The organism is Bacillus sp. JNUCC-22, assembly GCF_018861275.1.
In the GTDB taxonomy this organism is placed as follows: domain Bacteria; phylum Bacillota; class Bacilli; order Bacillales; family Bacillaceae; genus Bacillus; species Bacillus velezensis.
On sequence record NZ_CP076408.1, the window covers coordinates 3,405,357 to 3,421,793 of the forward strand.

12 protein-coding genes are annotated in these 16,437 nt (G+C 46.4%); 6 read left to right on the plus strand and 6 right to left on the minus strand.

Features of this window, described 5'->3' with window-relative positions:
• Nucleotides 1-18 precede the first annotated feature (18 nt).
• Both JNUCC22_RS16655 and tagD read right to left on the minus strand, forming a co-directional pair.
• Complete coding sequence (locus JNUCC22_RS16655; RefSeq protein WP_007407500.1) at nucleotides 19-1,557, minus strand: glycosyltransferase family 2 protein; 1,539 nt, start codon at nucleotides 1,555-1,557, stop codon at nucleotides 19-21.
• A 137-nt stretch (nucleotides 1,558-1,694) separates the two neighbouring features.
• A complete protein-coding gene (gene tagD / locus JNUCC22_RS16660; protein ID WP_003151361.1) occupies nucleotides 1,695-2,084 on the minus strand; it encodes a glycerol-3-phosphate cytidylyltransferase in 390 nt (129 codons plus the stop codon).
• Nucleotides 2,085-2,439: 355 nt separating this feature from the next.
• Between tagD and JNUCC22_RS16665 the strand changes: the two genes are divergently transcribed.
• Nucleotides 2,440-3,210 (plus strand): WecB/TagA/CpsF family glycosyltransferase, encoded by a 771-nt coding sequence (locus JNUCC22_RS16665; RefSeq protein WP_029325800.1) that lies wholly within the window; start codon nucleotides 2,440-2,442, stop codon nucleotides 3,208-3,210.
• A gap of 32 nt (nucleotides 3,211-3,242) precedes the next feature.
• A complete protein-coding gene (locus tag JNUCC22_RS16670) occupies nucleotides 3,243-4,409 on the plus strand; it encodes a CDP-glycerol glycerophosphotransferase family protein (protein ID WP_216061927.1) in 1,167 nt (388 codons plus the stop codon).
• Between the two features lie 61 nt (nucleotides 4,410-4,470).
• On the opposite strand, the gene JNUCC22_RS16675 is transcribed toward JNUCC22_RS16670, so the two are convergent.
• The gene (locus JNUCC22_RS16675; protein ID WP_216061928.1) at nucleotides 4,471-7,116 is read right to left on the minus strand and encodes an N-acetylglucosaminidase; all 2,646 of its coding nucleotides are present in this window, start codon (nucleotides 7,114-7,116) and stop codon (nucleotides 4,471-4,473) included.
• A gap of 140 nt (nucleotides 7,117-7,256) precedes the next feature.
• Entirely contained in the window at nucleotides 7,257-8,207 is a 951-nt protein-coding gene (gene manA / locus JNUCC22_RS16680) for a mannose-6-phosphate isomerase, class I (RefSeq protein WP_216061929.1), read from the minus strand.
• 219 nt (nucleotides 8,208-8,426) lie between these two features.
• On the opposite strand from manA, the gene JNUCC22_RS16685 reads away from it, so the two are divergent.
• Genes JNUCC22_RS16685 through JNUCC22_RS16695 form a run of 3 tightly spaced genes read left to right on the plus strand, consistent with a single transcriptional unit; the run spans nucleotide 8,427 to nucleotide 12,117 of the window.
• Nucleotides 8,427-9,878, plus strand: coding sequence for a spore germination protein GerBA (locus JNUCC22_RS16685; RefSeq protein ID WP_216061930.1), 1,452 nt, complete (start codon nucleotides 8,427-8,429; stop codon nucleotides 9,876-9,878).
• A gap of 5 nt (nucleotides 9,879-9,883) precedes the next feature.
• The gene (locus JNUCC22_RS16690; RefSeq protein WP_025285369.1) at nucleotides 9,884-10,990 is read left to right on the plus strand and encodes a GerAB/ArcD/ProY family transporter; all 1,107 of its coding nucleotides are present in this window, start codon (nucleotides 9,884-9,886) and stop codon (nucleotides 10,988-10,990) included.
• Nucleotides 10,987-12,117, plus strand: coding sequence for a Ger(x)C family spore germination protein (locus JNUCC22_RS16695; RefSeq protein WP_020956435.1), 1,131 nt, complete (start codon nucleotides 10,987-10,989; stop codon nucleotides 12,115-12,117). The genes JNUCC22_RS16690 and JNUCC22_RS16695 overlap by 4 nt, the downstream gene beginning before the upstream one ends.
• A 3-nt stretch (nucleotides 12,118-12,120) precedes the next feature.
• Here JNUCC22_RS16695 and JNUCC22_RS16700 read toward each other — a convergent pair whose 3' ends face one another.
• Together JNUCC22_RS16700 and JNUCC22_RS16705 are read right to left on the minus strand one after the other, a co-directional pair.
• The gene (locus JNUCC22_RS16700) at nucleotides 12,121-13,533 is read right to left on the minus strand and encodes a bifunctional glycosyltransferase family 2 protein/class I SAM-dependent methyltransferase (RefSeq protein ID WP_169509940.1); all 1,413 of its coding nucleotides are present in this window, start codon (nucleotides 13,531-13,533) and stop codon (nucleotides 12,121-12,123) included.
• 92 nt (nucleotides 13,534-13,625) lie between these two features.
• Nucleotides 13,626-15,002, minus strand: coding sequence for a sugar porter family MFS transporter (locus JNUCC22_RS16705; protein WP_216061931.1), 1,377 nt, complete (start codon nucleotides 15,000-15,002; stop codon nucleotides 13,626-13,628).
• Nucleotides 15,003-15,305: 303 nt separating this feature from the next.
• Here JNUCC22_RS16705 and JNUCC22_RS16710 point away from each other — a divergent pair, with 303 nt between their 5' ends.
• Nucleotides 15,306-16,292, plus strand: coding sequence for an LCP family protein (locus JNUCC22_RS16710; protein ID WP_007407510.1), 987 nt, complete (start codon nucleotides 15,306-15,308; stop codon nucleotides 16,290-16,292).
• Nucleotides 16,293-16,437 lie beyond the last annotated feature (145 nt).

Genomic DNA, 16,437 nt, shown 5'->3' on the forward strand with positions numbered 1-16,437 from the left:
CATATCCAATCACAATCATCATTTTGTTACTTTCAGCGAAAGGTTCTCCTTCACCGTCCGGTAGAATTGATATTGCAGTCCGTTCGCTTCTGCCGTCACCTTTTCACCGTCGTCTCTGTTTAACATGACACGTTCATAATCGTTATAAATGACATACATAATATAACCGCCAAGTCCGACTTTTTCAATGTCACGTAACGGGATTTCAAGGACGTACCGCCCGTCTCCCAGTGACTGAACCGGAAACTGGTGGAATACTTTCATATTATCTCTGTGCTGAAACTGAATATATTGGGCATTATTTCTGTCCTGTCCGAACAAGCGGAACGTAACGGTGAATTTATGATCGGCGAACACCGCGCTTTCCGTTTCTCCGTGCATGCGAAGTTCGACCAGTTTATTTTCTTCATCCGTCAGCGGGCTTTCTAAATAAGCCAGTCCGCCTTGCGTCACGATGTTTTTATCGGGCTCTTTTTTGGACCAGCGGAACAGCTTTTCGACCTCATCATACCGTTTTTGAGTCAGCAGACGGTAGGCTGTTTTATGAATCGGATGAAAAAATGTCTCGGAAATATCGTATTTCGTCTTCTTTAACACATTCAGAATTTCATTGAATTTATTGTAGTAGGCTTCTTTGTTTTCGCTTTTCAGGAAGTGCATCCGATCGAAAAGACGCGTAATGGAATCGAATTCGATCAGGCGGTTCATCGCCATCTTCTCTTTTTCAGTATCTAATTTTTTGTTCAGAATATACTTCATTACGGCTATGTTCGTGTCGGTTTTTTCCATTATATTAGTCTGCTTTGTCAGCGACTCATTATTGTCCATTCTGTTCAGATAATAGACCGGTTCGGTTGACGTTGAAATATCTCCGCACGCCAAAAGAACATCCATAAAAAATTGCTTATCTTCAGCAAATTTCATTTCCGGATATCTGATATCATTATCTTTTAGAAATTGTAAGTTCATCATTCTTGCCCGCGGGCCCAGATGATAGAAAATATGCCGGATTGAAAAAGGCGATACCTTCGCTCTGTTCAGCGAAGACTCATGTTTCCCGATCGTTTTTTGACCGTTCACCTGCATTTCGATCGTTTTTCCGACCGCATAATTTACCTGATCTCTTTCAAGCATGTCGAATAAGATTTTAACTCCGTTCGGCGCAAACCAATCATCTGCATCCAAAAATGTAATGTACTTCGCATTTGCCAGCTCAATTCCCAAGTTTCTCGGATAAGCCGGGGTTCCCGTGTTGTCTTTCAAAAAGACGACTGTAATATTTTCATACAATTCGGCGTACTCAGTCAGGATGTTTCTGGAATCATCAGTAGAGCAATCATCGACCAGAATTAAAGAAATATGCTGAAAGCCGATGTTTTGAAGGATCACTGAATCAACTGTTTTCCTTACATATTCTTCTGCATTATAAACAGGAACGACTACCGCTACCTTCTTCTCTTCCGCCAATGCTTCTTTGTTTAAAATGGTATATTCGCGTTCTTCTACGGACGGCTTGGACTCTTTTTTATTCAACTTAAAAAAGTTACTAAGATTCATCTTTAAATTCTCCTCTTATTGTCTAGCTTTTTTTCAAAAGCGCATAACAAATATAGCGAAAATAACCTTATATTACAAGAAGTACTCCCTATCCGGAGGGAGTACTTCTTTATCATCTGTATATCCGAATGTTTCAATTACACCCCGGCAATTTCTTTTTTAATCTGTGTGGTGGAAATGCCTTCGGTTCTAGGGAGGTATATGACTTCGCATTGATCTTTAAGGAAATCGAATTTGCCTTCCCAATCGTCTCCCATTACGAACACGTCGATGTTGTGATCCGCTACGTCGCGTACTTTTTGATCCCAGCTGTTTTCCGGAATGACTTCGTCGACATAACGGATCGTTTCCAGAATCAGCTTTCTGTGTTCATAGCTGTGGTAGGCCTTTTTTTGTTTTTGCAGGTTGAACTCGTCTGTTGAGATGGCAACAACAAGGTAATCCCCAAGCTGCTTTGCGCGCTCAAGCAGTTTAATATGACCCCAATGCAGTAAATCAAACGTACCGTAAGTAATGACCTTCTTCATGAAACAAAAGCTCCTTTCTATCATCATACGTATAACAAGCAACTGCCCTGAAATGCTGCGCAGCTGTATCCTTAATCACTAAAGTGCCAATTTCGTACTCATGGAACCTCATTATATCACATAGCCCTGAAAAGGTTAAGCCAATGTAAAACGAAGTTAAAATCCACTTATTAACAAATGTTATTACAATAGGAGTTTAGCAGGGTTTTTACGCGTATGATTAAAGAAATTGTTATCTTATTTATATTTTTGTAAAACTATTGTTAAGTTTATCTGAAGGTATTATGTTAAAATAAAGCTTAGCCTAAGTCACGAAAAAGTGAAAGAAAATCCCGTACAAAAAGGAGGACGGCAGATGCAGACTGAAATGGTGCACAACCTTTCTTATGTTAATGGAAATTTACAGGAGTTTATTTCATATTTAGACACTTATTATATCGCACAAAAGCAAGGAGCCGTCATTGCGACGGTCAATCCTGAGATCGGATACGCTGCGGCGAAAGACAAAGGTTATCATCAAGTCATTTCATCCGCGGATTTCGTCCTGCCGGATGGTATCGGCGTCGTGTTAATGTCACGTTTGACGCAGCACCCGCTGAAATCAAGAATTGCGGGATTCGATGTGTTTCTTGCGCTGCTCGGCCTCGCAAACCGGCAGTCTAAAAAAATATATTTATACGGAGCTAAGCAAGACGTGCTTGACGCCGTTTTGAACCGGATCAGCAAAGAGTATCCGAATATTGAGGTTGTCGGAGCCAGCAACGGTTATGAAGCGGATAAACGCTTCGTCGCCAAACAGATTTCCCGGGCGAAACCCGATCTCGTGTTTGTCGCCTTAGGATATCCCCATCAGGAACAATTTATTTATGAATACAAACATCTTTTCCCTCAGGCTGTATCGATCGGTTTGGGCGGAAGCTTTGATGTGTTCAGCGGAACGGTAAAACGCGCCCCTGAATGGATGATCAAAACGAATCTGGAATGGCTGTACAGACTGGTGACGAATCCGTGGAGATGGAAAAGGATGCTGAACATTCCGAAGTATGCTTTTACCGTTTTGAGAAATAATAAATCAAATAAAAGCCTGTATTCCAAGCAGGCAGAAGATCAAACGAAACAGCTTTAAACAAATAAAACAGCAAAAGAGATTGGTAATCTATGAACTTGCGATCTTTATTCGCCGCTTTTTATTCTATATATCTGTCTGTTCTCGGCGTTTTGTTCAAGCCTGTAAAGCCCAAGAACCATCTGACCCTGCTGGTATCTTTTGAAGAGAATGCGCAGGCTCTCATCCGTTCTTACAAAGCGCACGCTGAATCGCTTTCTTATGAAATGACGGTTTTGTATACGAGACATGCCGTCAGTCTGAAAAAAGAGCTGGAAGGTATCGGCTCTTTTTATCTGAACGAAAAACATCCGCTGCATCTTTTGAAGGCTGTTTTGATCCTTTTTAAGAGCAAAGTGGTGATAACGGATAACTATTTCCTCATGACAAGCGTCTTAAACCGCCGGCCGCAAACGACATGCATTCAGTTGTGGCATGCGAACGGCTCTTTGAAAAAGTTCGGCCTTGAGGATGTGACGAATCAAAACCGCCCGGCATCAGACATCAGCCGTTTTAAAAAAGTGTACCGTTCGTTTGACTTTGTCACCGTCGGCTCAGACGCGATGGCTGACGTTTTTAAAAAGTCGTTCGGCATACGAGACGGCCAGCTGTTAAAAACGGGTGTCCCCCTGACTGACGTCTATTATGAAGAACACAAGCCCGAACTGAAGCACAAATGGCCGAAAAAAATCATCTTGTACGCACCGACATTCAGGGATTATGATATGCAATTCTTTCGGCTGCCATTCACCGAAGAACAGCTCACAAACGCGTTAAACGGAGAGTATATGCTGCTTGTAAAGCTTCATCCTGCCGTTTTGCATCATATTTCGGCTTCGTTTGAAAGCGAACTGATCAAGAACGTGTCTGACATGCGTCTTCATGATCTCTTGAAAGCGGCTGATATTTTAATTACGGATTACTCTTCCGTGCCTTTTGAATTCGCGCTCTTAAATAAACCGATTTTCTTTTTCACATATGATCTGGAGGAATATGATCAAAAGCGCGGTTTAATCGACAATTATACTTCCGTCATTCCCGGAAAGGCTTGTCATGACAGCGAAGCTCTTCTGGAGGAAATGACGAAAAAGCCATTTCGTGCAGAAGAAATGCGGCGGTTCTCGGACAAATGGAATATGTATTCAGATGGGAATTCGAGTGAAGCGTTATTGAAATTTGCGGAAACAAAAATGAAAAATTGTGCTGAAGCACCTGCCTGAATCCGATGGCGGGTGTTTTTTGCATGAAGAAAGGGCTGAAGCATACACTTCAGCCCTTTTTTTATACTTTCATATACACGGGAACATCATAGTAAAGCGTATAGTCATCCAGCAGTGAGTATAAGCTGTACATGCGGTTTACCTGCTTATACGCCCAGCCGATGTCTGTCGCATACTGATGGGCCGCGGCTGGAGACCATCTCATTTTATACAGCGTATCCTGCTCGTATGAGGGATTGTGAATATAAGACGCACCGATAAATTGGGCTCCGCCGATAATCGCGGCTTCCGGAGTAAACCAGCCTTGATTATAAGCGTATTGTGCGCCGTAGTAATTCGGGTTGCTGTCATAAGCCCCGATGCCGTACATGTTGTAAACCTTTTTACCATTATACATAATGCCGTTCGCAAGCTCTGACGTGCCATTGCCCGTTTCAAGCAAAGCATGCGAAATCAAATACACTTCATTGATGCTGTATTTGCCGGCGGCTGTAATAAAGGCCTGGCCTTTCCCTGTCAGTATTCCTTTATTGACCAGCACTTTTTGATTCAGTTCCGATGCGTTCAGTCCGGCTGCCTGAGAGAGCTTCAGAAATTGAAAGTAATACTTGCTGTCTTGTGCGAAGTGAGCCGGATTGACATACTGCCCGACTTCGTCACTGCTGGCGTTTCTCCAGCCCATGCTGAGTTTGGCCCAGCCGTTTGTCTGGCCTGTGATGCTGACTTTATCGCCTTTTTTCAACTGCCCGATAATATTGCCGGAGCTGACTTCCGGGGTTGACCGGACGTTCAGGACGTCGGCTGTGACCGTTCCGGAGGCCGTATTGATGTACGTAAGCGATGCATAAGCCGCGGCATCAGTCTGCGGGCTGACTGTCATTTGTTTTTTGACCATATCTGCCAGCGAGATGTTGTAATTGGTATTCATGATTTGCGGTCCGTTTTTTATTTTCAAAATAGCCATCGTCCATCCGTACAGCTTTTTCAGCTTTTGGGAGGCGGCGTCCGCTGACTGCGCTCCCGTGAATTGATTGCGAATGCGGAGTTCATAAACCGGATGGCTTTCACTCGTATAGCCGGCCTGTAATTGTTTGGCGCTGAAAAAGCTCATGCTTTTATTTAAAACGGTTTTACTGCTGAATGTTTCGGTTTTGATGACGTACTGTGCAGAGCCGGTTTTCCCCGTCTCCTTCACAGTGCCGGCCGCTTTGTTTTGCTTGAAAAAAGCAGTCACGCGGTCAATGTCTTCCTTTTTAAGCAGCGGTGCCGTTTCAATTCTGAATTGTGTATACGCCGCTTCACCTGTTTTCTGTGCGGAGGCAGATACTTTTTTCCCTTTGAAAAAGTCCAGCGAACGATTGATCTTTGCCGTATCAAGCAGTGATTCGGTTGTGACTTGGTACGTTGTGTCGGTCTGCTTGGATATCGTTTTTGAAATGGCAGTCAGTTTATATCCCGCCAGCAGATTCAATCCTTTTTTTATCTTCGACTGGTCTGCCGTCTGCTGAGAAAGCAGCTGATATTCGTTTTCTGCTGTTTTTCCCGCCGCTGTTCTTGCCGTCTTTACATGCTGCTGGCGGAAAAACGCCTCCGCTTGATCTGCCTGTGCAGCGGTAAGCTGCCCTGCCGTGATCCGATAAACGGACACTGATGCTGTCTTTTTGACAGGCGATGCGTCGCAATGCCATTTTTTCTTTTTAAAGAAAGCTTGAACACTTTGCAGCTGCTTAGCCGTCAGTCCGCTCATCCCGACCGTATAATTATTTTTCTTGCCGGCTTTTTGATAGCTTCCGCTGACACCCGTATTCTTCTTGATTTGGGTGATAGCATTTTGTACGGCGCTTACTCCGTTAAAATATCCTGATTGCACGTTGTACACGGTTGCTGTTTTGCTTTGGGCATACTTTTGAACATTCCCTTTGACGCCCGTTTTCTGCTGAAGCTGTTTCGCTAAACCTGCCGCAGCATTTGCATTTGAGATGTCAGAGGCTGTCATGGTGATATTCGGACTGGCCTTTGCCGTGACTTTCAGCGACGACTGCAATCCTGTTTGCTTTTGAAAATCAGTTTGGATTTGAGCGGCTTTTTGATCGCCGGAGATTGTTCCTGATTGGATCTGAAACCGGGCTGTTTCCCGTTTGATCTGACGGTATGACGCTTTCACACCCGTCTGCTTCGTCAACGCTTGCGAGAGCGCTTTTGCGTCCGCTTCGGCCGCCATCTCAGCAGTCACGACCTGCATGTACGGCTGTTTTGTCCCCGCCGGCTTGACGGCGCCGGTCACGCTCGTTTTTTTCGTCAGTTCGGTAAGAAGATTTTTCGTCTGCCGCTCGTCTGATAGAACGCCTGATGTGACGGTCACGTACGGCTGTTTGCTTCCGCTTGCGCTGTAAGTGCCGGCCACGCCCGTCTGCTTCGTAAAATCTTTCAGCACGGTTTTCGCATCCGTTTCATCGTGTAAGCCTGAAGCTGAGATTTGATAAGTGAGCGGCGTATTTCCGGCTTTCTTTGCGTCAGCCTGCCACCCCGTATCCTTTTTCAATTTCGCTGCCGCTTGAAGCGCCTCGTTCTCAGAAGCAAATTGCTGCTTCGTTTCCAGCTCGTAAACGGAGTAGTCGCTGTATGCGGCCTCAGCGGGCTGTGTAAGGGTACAAAAGACAAGGAAAACGGCGGACAATAACATAGGTGCAACGAATCTCTTTTTCATTCCTTCTCCTCTTTCTGATTCAATTGGTTTCTATCAAACTAGTTTATTTATCGGCCGGCCTTCTTCATTTTTACAGAGAGAAATCACCCAATTTTCCAAATAAAAAAAACTTAATCCCAGAGCTGGGATTAAGTTTGGTTTTATATATGAGAAACGATGATCGTGCAATCTCCGTTTATCGTAAAGTCAGGCATCTGATCCGGCAGTATGAAATGCGCGCCTTTTTCAAGCTTGGCGGACTTGCCTTCACAGAGGATGGAGCCGCTTCCTTCTGTGACGCTGCACAGCATAAACGGAGCGTCCTGGGTCATTTCCGCCGTCCCGCTGATATCCCATTTGTATACAGAAAAATATTCTCCCTGCACAAAGGTTTTGATGGTGACGCTTTTTCTCGTTTCAGTTGATTCATCTAAAAATCCGTCCACATGAGGAACGGTGGCGGCGTTGACGGCATCGCGGATATGCAGCTCACGTGCCTGGCCGGTTTGATCTGTACGCCCGTAATCATATATCCGGTAGGCGGCCTCTGAATTCTGCTGTGTTTCAAGCACGAGCGCCCCCGCGCAAATGGCATGGATGGTTCCGCTCGGCACATAATAAAAATCGCCGGGTTTGATCTTCACACGGCGCAGCAGGCCTTCCCAGTCACCGCTGTTAATCATGGTGACAAGTTCCGCTTTCGAACGGGCCGTGTGACCGTATATGATTTCCGCATTTTCTTTACAGTCAATAATGTACCAGCACTCAGATTTCCCCGTTTCACCCTGTCCATGCTCCTCAGCGTCATAATCGTCAGGATGGACTTTAACGGACAGATGTTGTTTGACGTCCAGTATTTTCGTCAGCAGCGGAAACCGGTCCCCTTCCGTTCCGCCGAATAATTCTCTATGCTGATCCCACAGTTCCATCAAGGTTTTCCCTTGATACGGACCGCTTTTGACCGTGCTCATTCCGTGCGGATGGGCTGATATCGCCCAGCATTCGCCGGTTGTTTCTGAAGGTATGTCATATCCGAATCGTTCGCGTAATAACGTGCCGCCCCATAGTTTTTCTTTACATACAGGCTGTAAAAAAATCGGCTCTTGCGTCATGTTCGTTCCCCTCCCCTTAAAAAGCGGCTCATATCCCATTCCCCCTGTGTCTTTTTTAAAACACGGAGGGAGCCGCGGTTAAAAACAATATGTATAAAATGGCTGACCTGCTCATTATACCATTCGGATGGGGCGGAATGCTCAGTCATTTCCTATTCCAGAATAAAATGCCTTGTTTGTCGCAAATTAAAATAACTGATGGAAAAAGGGGGGAACATTGTGACGATACATGCGGAGCTCGGCAAAAACCTTGAAGTGCTGAAAAAACGGTTCGGCCAAAGCGATGACATGATGTTTTATTCGTTTACGTACGGAAACGGCAAATGTGACGCCTGTCTTATCTATATAGACGGACTGACCGACAATCAATTGCTTGCGGAATATATTATTTCGCCCGTGCAGGCGGCCGCCCGGCATCAAGAGGAACCGGCTGAAATACCGCCGTCATCCATCTCTTTCGGCTATCGTCATACCCGGCTTTCTTCACTTAAGGACGCGGAGGCAGACATTTTCTCCGGCAAATCGGTTTTGCTGGCGGAGGGATGGGAGGAAGCTCTTTCGTTTGAGACGGAAACATTTAAAATGCGTGATATTGAAGAACCGTCTTCAGAAGTGCTTGAACGGGGGCCGAGGATAGGTTTTGTCGAAAAGCTTCGGACGAACACGGCGCTTTTGCGCGAGCAGTCCGGTGATCCCAACCTCCAGATCAAAGAGATCACACTCGGCGAACGGACAAAAAAGCGGATCGCCGTTGTCTACATTCGGGATATCGCGCCTGATGATGTTGTAAAAGAAGTGATGAAAAGACTGAATTCGATCACCATTGATGACATTCCGGAATCAGGAGCGATCGAACAGCTTATTGAAGATAACACGTATTCTATTTTCCCGACCGTCTTGACGACCGAACGGCCCGACCGGGTTATGGGCGCTCTTTTGGAAGGAAGGGTTTCCATTCTTGTAGACGGAACGCCTTTTACCCTTTTGGTGCCGGCTACCGTTGATGAATTTATCCACTCACCTGACGATTATAATCAGCGGTGGGTTCCGGTTACCTTTCTCAGACTGCTTCGGTATACATGCATTTTAATCACGATTTATTTACCCGGCCTTTACATATCGCTCGTTACGTTTCACACGGGGCTTTTGCCGACGAGAATGGCGGTTACGATTGCCGGGAGCAGATTGAATGTCCCGTTCCCCCCTTTTGTTGAAGCGTTTATCATGATTTTTACGATTGAGATGATCAGAGAAGCCGGACTCAGGCTGCCGAAGCCGATCGGACAGACGATCGGCCTGATCGGGGGCGTGGTGATCGGACAGGCCGCCGTTCAGGCGAATATTGTCAGCGCGATGATGGTCATTGTCGTATCCGTTACGGCGTTGGCTTCTTTTACGGCGCCCTCCTATGCGTTCAATTTTCCGCTGAGGCTCATCCGTATTTTTTCGATGATTTTGTCGGCGATATTAGGTTTATACGGACTGATCATGTGCTATCTGCTTGTCATCGGCCATCTGATGCGGCTGAAAAGCTTCGGTCAGGACTATCTTATTCCGATCATGGCGCAGCCTGGCCAGGACTTAAAGGATACGATCGTCAGACTGCCGACGCCTCTTTTGAAAAAACGGCCGACCAGAAAAGAGACGAAAGATAAAATTAAGCAAAGGTGATCCCCATGAAAAAACCGGAAGACAAGCTGTCGTTTATGCAGACACTTCTCATGGTAAGCGGAACAATGATCGGAGCGGGCGTGTTAACACTGCCGCGCTCCGCCGCAACAGCGGACAGTCCGAGCGGATGGATCATTATTCTTGTGCAGAGTGTCGTGTTTATCGGCATCGTCCTGCTCTTTATGCCGTTTTTGCAGAAAAACAGCGGGGAAACCATTTATGAGCTGAATCAAAGCATCATGGGCCGCGCTATCGGTTCTCTTCTGAATTTATTCATCAGCTGTTATTTTGTCGTCACCGTCTGTTTTCAAGCCCGTTTTCTCGGTGAAGTCATCAATTACTTTTTACTGAAAAATACGCCGATGGGTGTCGTCATATTCATCTTTCTGGCGGTCGGTATTTACCATGTGACCGGCGGGGTCTATCCCATTTCAAAGCTTTATGCCTATCTGTTTCCGATTGCGATCGTCATTCTGATTACGCTGCTCATATTCAGTTTGAGACTTTTTAAGCTGGATTTCGTCCGCCCGGTCATGGAAGGAGGCTACAAAAGCTTTTTTGAGCTGTTTCCGCGGACCCTTCTGTATTTTTCGGGACTTGAGGTGATTCTTTATCTGGTGCCGTTTATGAAAAACCCGAAGCAGGCGAAAAAGGCGGCTGTCTTCGGCATCGCAGGCGCGACCATTTTTTACAGCTTTACGCTGCTTGTCGTCATCGGCTGTATGTCGGTCGCTGAAGCCAAAACGGTGACGTATCCGACCATTTCCCTGATTCATGCCTTGGAAATCCGGGGCATTTTCATAGAGCGGTTTGATATCTTTCTTTTAATTACGTGGACATGCCAGCAGTTCACCTGTATGCTCGGTTCTTTTAAAGGGGCGCATCTCGGATTAAACACCATTTTCAAACTGAAAAATAAAAACAATGCCTGGCTGCTGGGAGGCTTATTGGCAGTGACATTCGGCCTTTCAATGTACCCCGATGATATCAACAGTGTGTTTGCATTCGCGAATATTCTCGGATATGCGTTTTTTGCCGTCATTATGATTCCTTTTCTCATCTGGTTTGTCAGCTGGATGAAAAAAATAGCCGGGAGGAAACAGACGTCATGACACTTTTCATAAAATGGGCGGCGGCGCTTTTCATACTGATGACGCTTTCAGGATGCTGGGACGCGAAGGAAGTCGAAAAGCTGTCTTTCGCCCGGGGGCTGGCGATAGACGAGACGAGTGACCGCCGATATAAATTAACCTATCAAAACCTGCTGCCCCAAAGCGAAAACAGCCAGGCTTCCGGCCGGCCCGTGTTTGTCAATGTGACGACGCGGGGGGATACCATTCTTGAAGCCGTCAGTGAAGTCTCTTTAAAAGATCCGCCTGTTTACAGCGATCATTTAAAAGTGCTGATATTCAGCGACAAATTGCTGGCCGACCAAAATATACTGCAGATGATGAATCATTTTATCCGCGATGATGAATTAAGGCGGAGCAGCTATCTCTTCGCGGCAAGAGGAAAAGCGTCCGATATTCTGACGGAGCCGACGCCGAATCAGCAGCAGCCCATGGCCGCGGAAAAGCTGATCGACCTTACGAACAACGGCGGCTACAACGGGAAGATTTTAAAACCGCTCCGAATCGGGAGAGCTTCGATTTACTGCCATAATAAACTCAGTTTTCTCATTCAGGCCGTCAGCAATCAAAAAGGAAAAACGGTGTATGACGGAGCGGCCATTATCAAAAACGCAAAACAAAACAGATTGGCGGGCTTTCTGTCATCATACGAAATACAGAGCCTGAATTGGCTGATGGGGACGATACGGGGCGGCGTGCTGCCCGCTTTGGATAAAGGGGGGCACCCGATTACCTTCGAGATCAAAAAATCAACATCCGCCATCACTCCCAGGCTGAAAAACGGGAAGCTGTCATTTCATGTAGCGGTAAAAACAAAAGGACTTTTGTCAGAGGATCAATATGCCGGAGAAGATTCATTCGATCAGCACTATTTAAACGGGCTGGAAAAGATTTTCGAAAAAAAACTGAAAAGCGATGTGAAAGAAGTCATCGATAAGCTGCAGAATCAATATGAAACGGACCCGGTATTCTTTTCTGACAGAGTCCGCATTCAATATCCCGACTATTGGAAGAAAGTAAAGCATCATTGGGATGAGACCTTCTCCGAAGCGGCTTTTGACTATGATGTTTCCATTCAGATTACCAACTTCGGAACGATGGGACGGTAGCCTTCAGCCTGTTTTTTCGACACGGAGGAGAATCTGATAAATCCGGCTTTGTTCGGGCAGCTGTGTCACCGGAAATTGCATCGATTGCGCCATTCGTGTGATTTCCTGTAAAAACAGCTGCACCCGCTCATCCACGTGAACATACGTATAGGACTGCTTTTTCACAGCAAATGTCTCTTCCGGAAAGAGCGTGCGCACCGTCTGCGGCGTAAAAAACCGCAAGTGGGTGCGGTCGAGAATGCCGGCGTCTCTGTATGTCCAGTCACCGAGCAGAAGCGGGAACAGCGCTTCGGCGTGGGAAATATTCGGAATGCTGCAAACGATTGATCCGGCAGGCGACAAATAGGATGAGTACGTTTCAATGACGCGCCACGGGTCTTTTAAGTGCTCAAGGATGTCGGCGAAAATGATGCAATCAAAAAAACCCTCCGGATAAGGCAGGTTCACTTCTTCGACATCTTCCTGCAGAACCGCTTTATAATGCCCTTTTGCCGCTTGCGCCGCCAGCGGGTGCAGCTCTATTCCGTACAGTTCGCAAGGCTGTCTGTTTTGAAGTTCCAGCCCCGTAGCTCCCGCACCGCAGCCGACATCAAGTATCCGTTTCGCCTCCCGGGGAACGAGCTCCGCAATTTCCGGTCTCGGATGAGTAAAGTACGTAAAATCAGTGCCCCATTTTTCCGTAAAACGCTGGCGGTTCTCCGAATATAACTGATTGATATTGATATCCTGATTAGCCGTAAACGTCGCGTGCCCGTGGTGATGCACAAAAGCATCGAGGGCGATGTGCAGGCTGTAGCCTTTTTGCAGGGCCCGCAGACATAAGTCATCATCTTCAAAAGAACCGTATCCGAATTGTTCATCGAACGGGCCGATGTCTTCAATGACGCTTCTTTTCACCAGAAGACAGAAGCCGACAAGGCGCAGCACCCGCTTTGTATGATGCTTTTCCCGTGCGCAATATGCCTCCGCGAATGACTCCAGCTCATCAAGCGATTGATATGCGTCGTGGATCATTTGCGCGCCGCTGACATAGTTGCTGACAGGCCCGACCATACCGGTTTTTTCAGATTGATACAGCACCCTCAGCATGGAGGTGAGCCAATTTTTCGTGACCATCGTATCGTTGTTCAGAAACAGCAGATTTTCTCCCCCTGCCGCTTCGATTCCCTGGTTGCACCCCTTGGCGAACCCGAGGTTTTTTTCATTTAGGATGACTTTGACGTCAGGCAGATTTGATATGTATTCTCTCGTTCCGTCTGAGGAACCGTTGTCAACTATAATCAGTTCAATCTTATCTTTGTCGGTGTATCGTTCAATGCTGGCCAGACATTTTTTCGTCAGCTCAAGTTCATTATATGTAAGGATAATAATACTCGTTTTCACCGGCATCCCCGCCTTTATCGTGACTTTATACAACGTATGACATATCCCCGTCATTTATGTGACCGGGCGCCCGCACGGCATCCGTTTTGAGGGGCCGGTGAATAACCGCCCCCTAAAACTGAATATTACGGATGAACTGTCCGCCGATTTGATTCTGATCCCGAGCCTCCGTTACGGCTTTTCAGATCCTGCTCAATTTCTTCAAGGCTTTTCCCCTTCGTCTCGGTCACTTTAAACCGGACGAACAGGAATGCCAGTATCCCGATCGCGGCATAAATGAGAAATAAATAGCTGATGCCGACTGCTTCCATTAACATCGGATAGGTTAATGAGACAATCAATGTTCCGGCATGCAGCATCAAAGTGGAGACACCCGTCCCGATACCCCGGACATGCAGCGGGAATAATTCAGGAAGCATGACCCACACGGCAGGCCCCCAGCTGACCGCAAATACAACGATAAACAGGCCTAAACAAATCACCGTTGTCCATGATGCGGCTGCTGAATGTTCAAAGAAAAGATTGACCGCGGCCAATACGAGCAGACTGATGACCATGCCCGCATTACCGGCCAGCAGCAGCGGCTTCCGGCCGATCTTATCAATGACTTTAATAGCCGCAAGCGTCATGATGACATTGACGGCGCCGATTCCGACCGTTCCCAATATAGACGCGGAATTGCCGAACCCGACACTGGTAAATGTTTTCGGGGCGTAATAAATAATTGTATTTGTCCCGATGAATTGCTGCAAAAAGGCAAGTCCGAGGCCGGCAATCAGCGCGGGTCTCACCCACGGCTCAAACAATTCTTTCAAGCCGCCTTCGTTTTCCTTTTCCGCTTCTTTCATCTGATCAATCTCATCATCAATATTCTTCGTTCCCCGCAATGATGAAAGGATTTCTCTTGCTTTCTCTTCTTTGCCGATCGTAAACAGCCAGCGCGGGCTTTCCGGCATAAATAGGATTCCGATCAGCAGAATGACTGACGGCACAACCGCAAGTCCAAGCATCCAGCGCCAAGCGCCTGCATCGGCAAATATATAGTTCACGATATAAGAAACGAGGATTCCGACCGTAATCATCAGCTGATTCAGCGAAGAAAGCGCCCCTCGTTTATGCTTCGGAGCCAGCTCCGATAAATAGAGCGGAACGATCGTTGTAGATGTTCCGACAGCCAGTCCGAGAATGATCCGGAAAAGAACCATCACCTCTGTATTCGGGGCAAAAGCGACTCCTAAACCGCCTATACAAAACAGCAGCGAAGCTCCCATGATGGCCTTCCGCCTGCCGAACCGGTCGGTCAGTTTGCCGGCAAACCCCGATCCGAGAATCGCCCCCGCCAATAACGAACTGACGACGAGGCCTTCTGTAAAGGCGTTCAGTCCCAGTTCTTTTTTCATAAATAAAATAGCTCCGGAAATGACTCCGGTATCATATCCGTATAACGCGCCGCCGAGTGCGCCGAAAAAATAGAGCCATTTATTCGAGTGTATGCTTTTCATGTTATGTAGACTCCCTTCATCCAACGCTGTAACGCGCGGAATTGTTCTACTGCTTCTTTTACCTGTTTCCGTCCGTTTCAAACCTTCCGCACCGTTAATATCCATTATTTTACTAATTATTTTTTACAAAGCGACGAAACATTTCCCGCTTCCTGCCGTCCAATATAATGTGAACCTGATGCAAAAATAACAGTAGATGTTGTCGAAATAGAGAGAAAGATTTGGAATTTTCTCATTTGCAGAGTTGCTCCAAGTCAACAATTATGGTACGCTTCACAAAGAATAGAAACGAGAGGTAATGATATGGAAGAACGATCTCAACGCAGAAAAAAGAAAAGACGCCTCAGAAAATGGGTGAAATTTGTACTGGTATTCGCCGCTTTCTTATTGGTGATCGCCGGTTCCGTCGGCACCTACGCATTTGTGAAATTGAATAATGCGACCAAAGAAGCGCACGTCAGCCTTGACCGCGGCGACCAGTCCGTAAAACGGATCAAAGAATTTGACCCAAAGAAGGATTCTTTCACCGTATTGCTTTTAGGAATAGACGCCCGTGACAATAAGGGCGAATCAGTAGATGACGCAAGAAGTGACGCCAACGTGCTCGTCACCTTCAACCGGAAAAAGAAAACAGCGACGATGCTCAGCATTCCGCGGGATTCCTATGTCAACATCCCGGGACACGGCTATGACAAATTCGCGCACGCACATGCTTACGGCGGTTATAATTTAACTTATAAAACAGTAGAAAACATGCTTGATATTCCGGTAGATTATGTGGTTGAGAGCAACTTCGACGCATTCCGCGATGTCGTCAATGAGTTGAACGGCGTTACGGTAAATGTGAAAAGCCAGAAAATTGCCGATCGTATTAAAGTCGATACAAAAGGAAAAGTCGTGCTGAAGCCGGGCGTCCAGACGCTTGACGGTGAGCAGGCACTGGCTTATGTAAGAACACGCAAAGCGGACACCGATCTGATGCGCGGACAAAGACAGATGGAAGTGCTGAGCGCCATTATTAAAAAATCTAAATCGTTAAGCTCGATCCCATCTTATGACGATATCGTCGACAGCTTAGGGAAAAACTTAAAAATGAACTTATCTCTTAATGACGCCATCGGTCTGTTCCCGTTTATCACATCGCTGAAATCGGTGGATTCTTTGCAGCTGACAGGTTCAGACAGCTATATTTACACTCCTCAGTACGGCAAAAATATTTATTACTTCAAGCTGAATGAGGAAAACCTTCAAGAAGTGAAAACGAAATTAAAAAATGATTTAAACGCGTAAGATGTCACGGCGGGATTAGCAAATCCCGCCGTTTTTCTGTTGAAAAAAAGGACATGAAGGTATAGCCTTTTAACTGACGGCTTTCTGCTGATTTCGCACAAAGCTGAACATACTACATGAAGCAGCTTTATTTTTAAGGAGGGCA

Excerpts from the sequence above, each read along its gene's own strand:
- JNUCC22_RS16695 (WP_020956435.1), top strand. The coding sequence starts at position 10,987 with ATGACACTTTTCATAAAATGGGCGGCGGCGCTTTTCATACTGATGACG.
- JNUCC22_RS16690 (WP_025285369.1), top strand. The coding sequence starts at position 9,884 with ATGAAAAAACCGGAAGACAAGCTGTCGTTTATGCAGACACTTCTCATG.
- manA (WP_216061929.1), bottom strand. The coding sequence starts at position 8,207 with ATGACGCAAGAGCCGATTTTTTTACAGCCTGTATGTAAAGAAAAACTA.
- JNUCC22_RS16675 (WP_216061928.1), bottom strand. The coding sequence starts at position 7,116 with ATGAAAAAGAGATTCGTTGCACCTATGTTATTGTCCGCCGTTTTCCTT.
- JNUCC22_RS16665 (WP_029325800.1), top strand. The coding sequence starts at position 2,440 with ATGCAGACTGAAATGGTGCACAACCTTTCTTATGTTAATGGAAATTTA.
- JNUCC22_RS16670 (WP_216061927.1), top strand. The coding sequence starts at position 3,243 with ATGAACTTGCGATCTTTATTCGCCGCTTTTTATTCTATATATCTGTCT.
- JNUCC22_RS16705 (WP_216061931.1), bottom strand. The coding sequence starts at position 15,002 with ATGAAAAGCATACACTCGAATAAATGGCTCTATTTTTTCGGCGCACTC.
- tagD (WP_003151361.1), bottom strand. The coding sequence starts at position 2,084 with ATGAAGAAGGTCATTACTTACGGTACGTTTGATTTACTGCATTGGGGT.
- JNUCC22_RS16710 (WP_007407510.1), top strand. The coding sequence starts at position 15,306 with ATGGAAGAACGATCTCAACGCAGAAAAAAGAAAAGACGCCTCAGAAAA.
- JNUCC22_RS16655 (WP_007407500.1), bottom strand. The coding sequence starts at position 1,557 with ATGAATCTTAGTAACTTTTTTAAGTTGAATAAAAAAGAGTCCAAGCCG.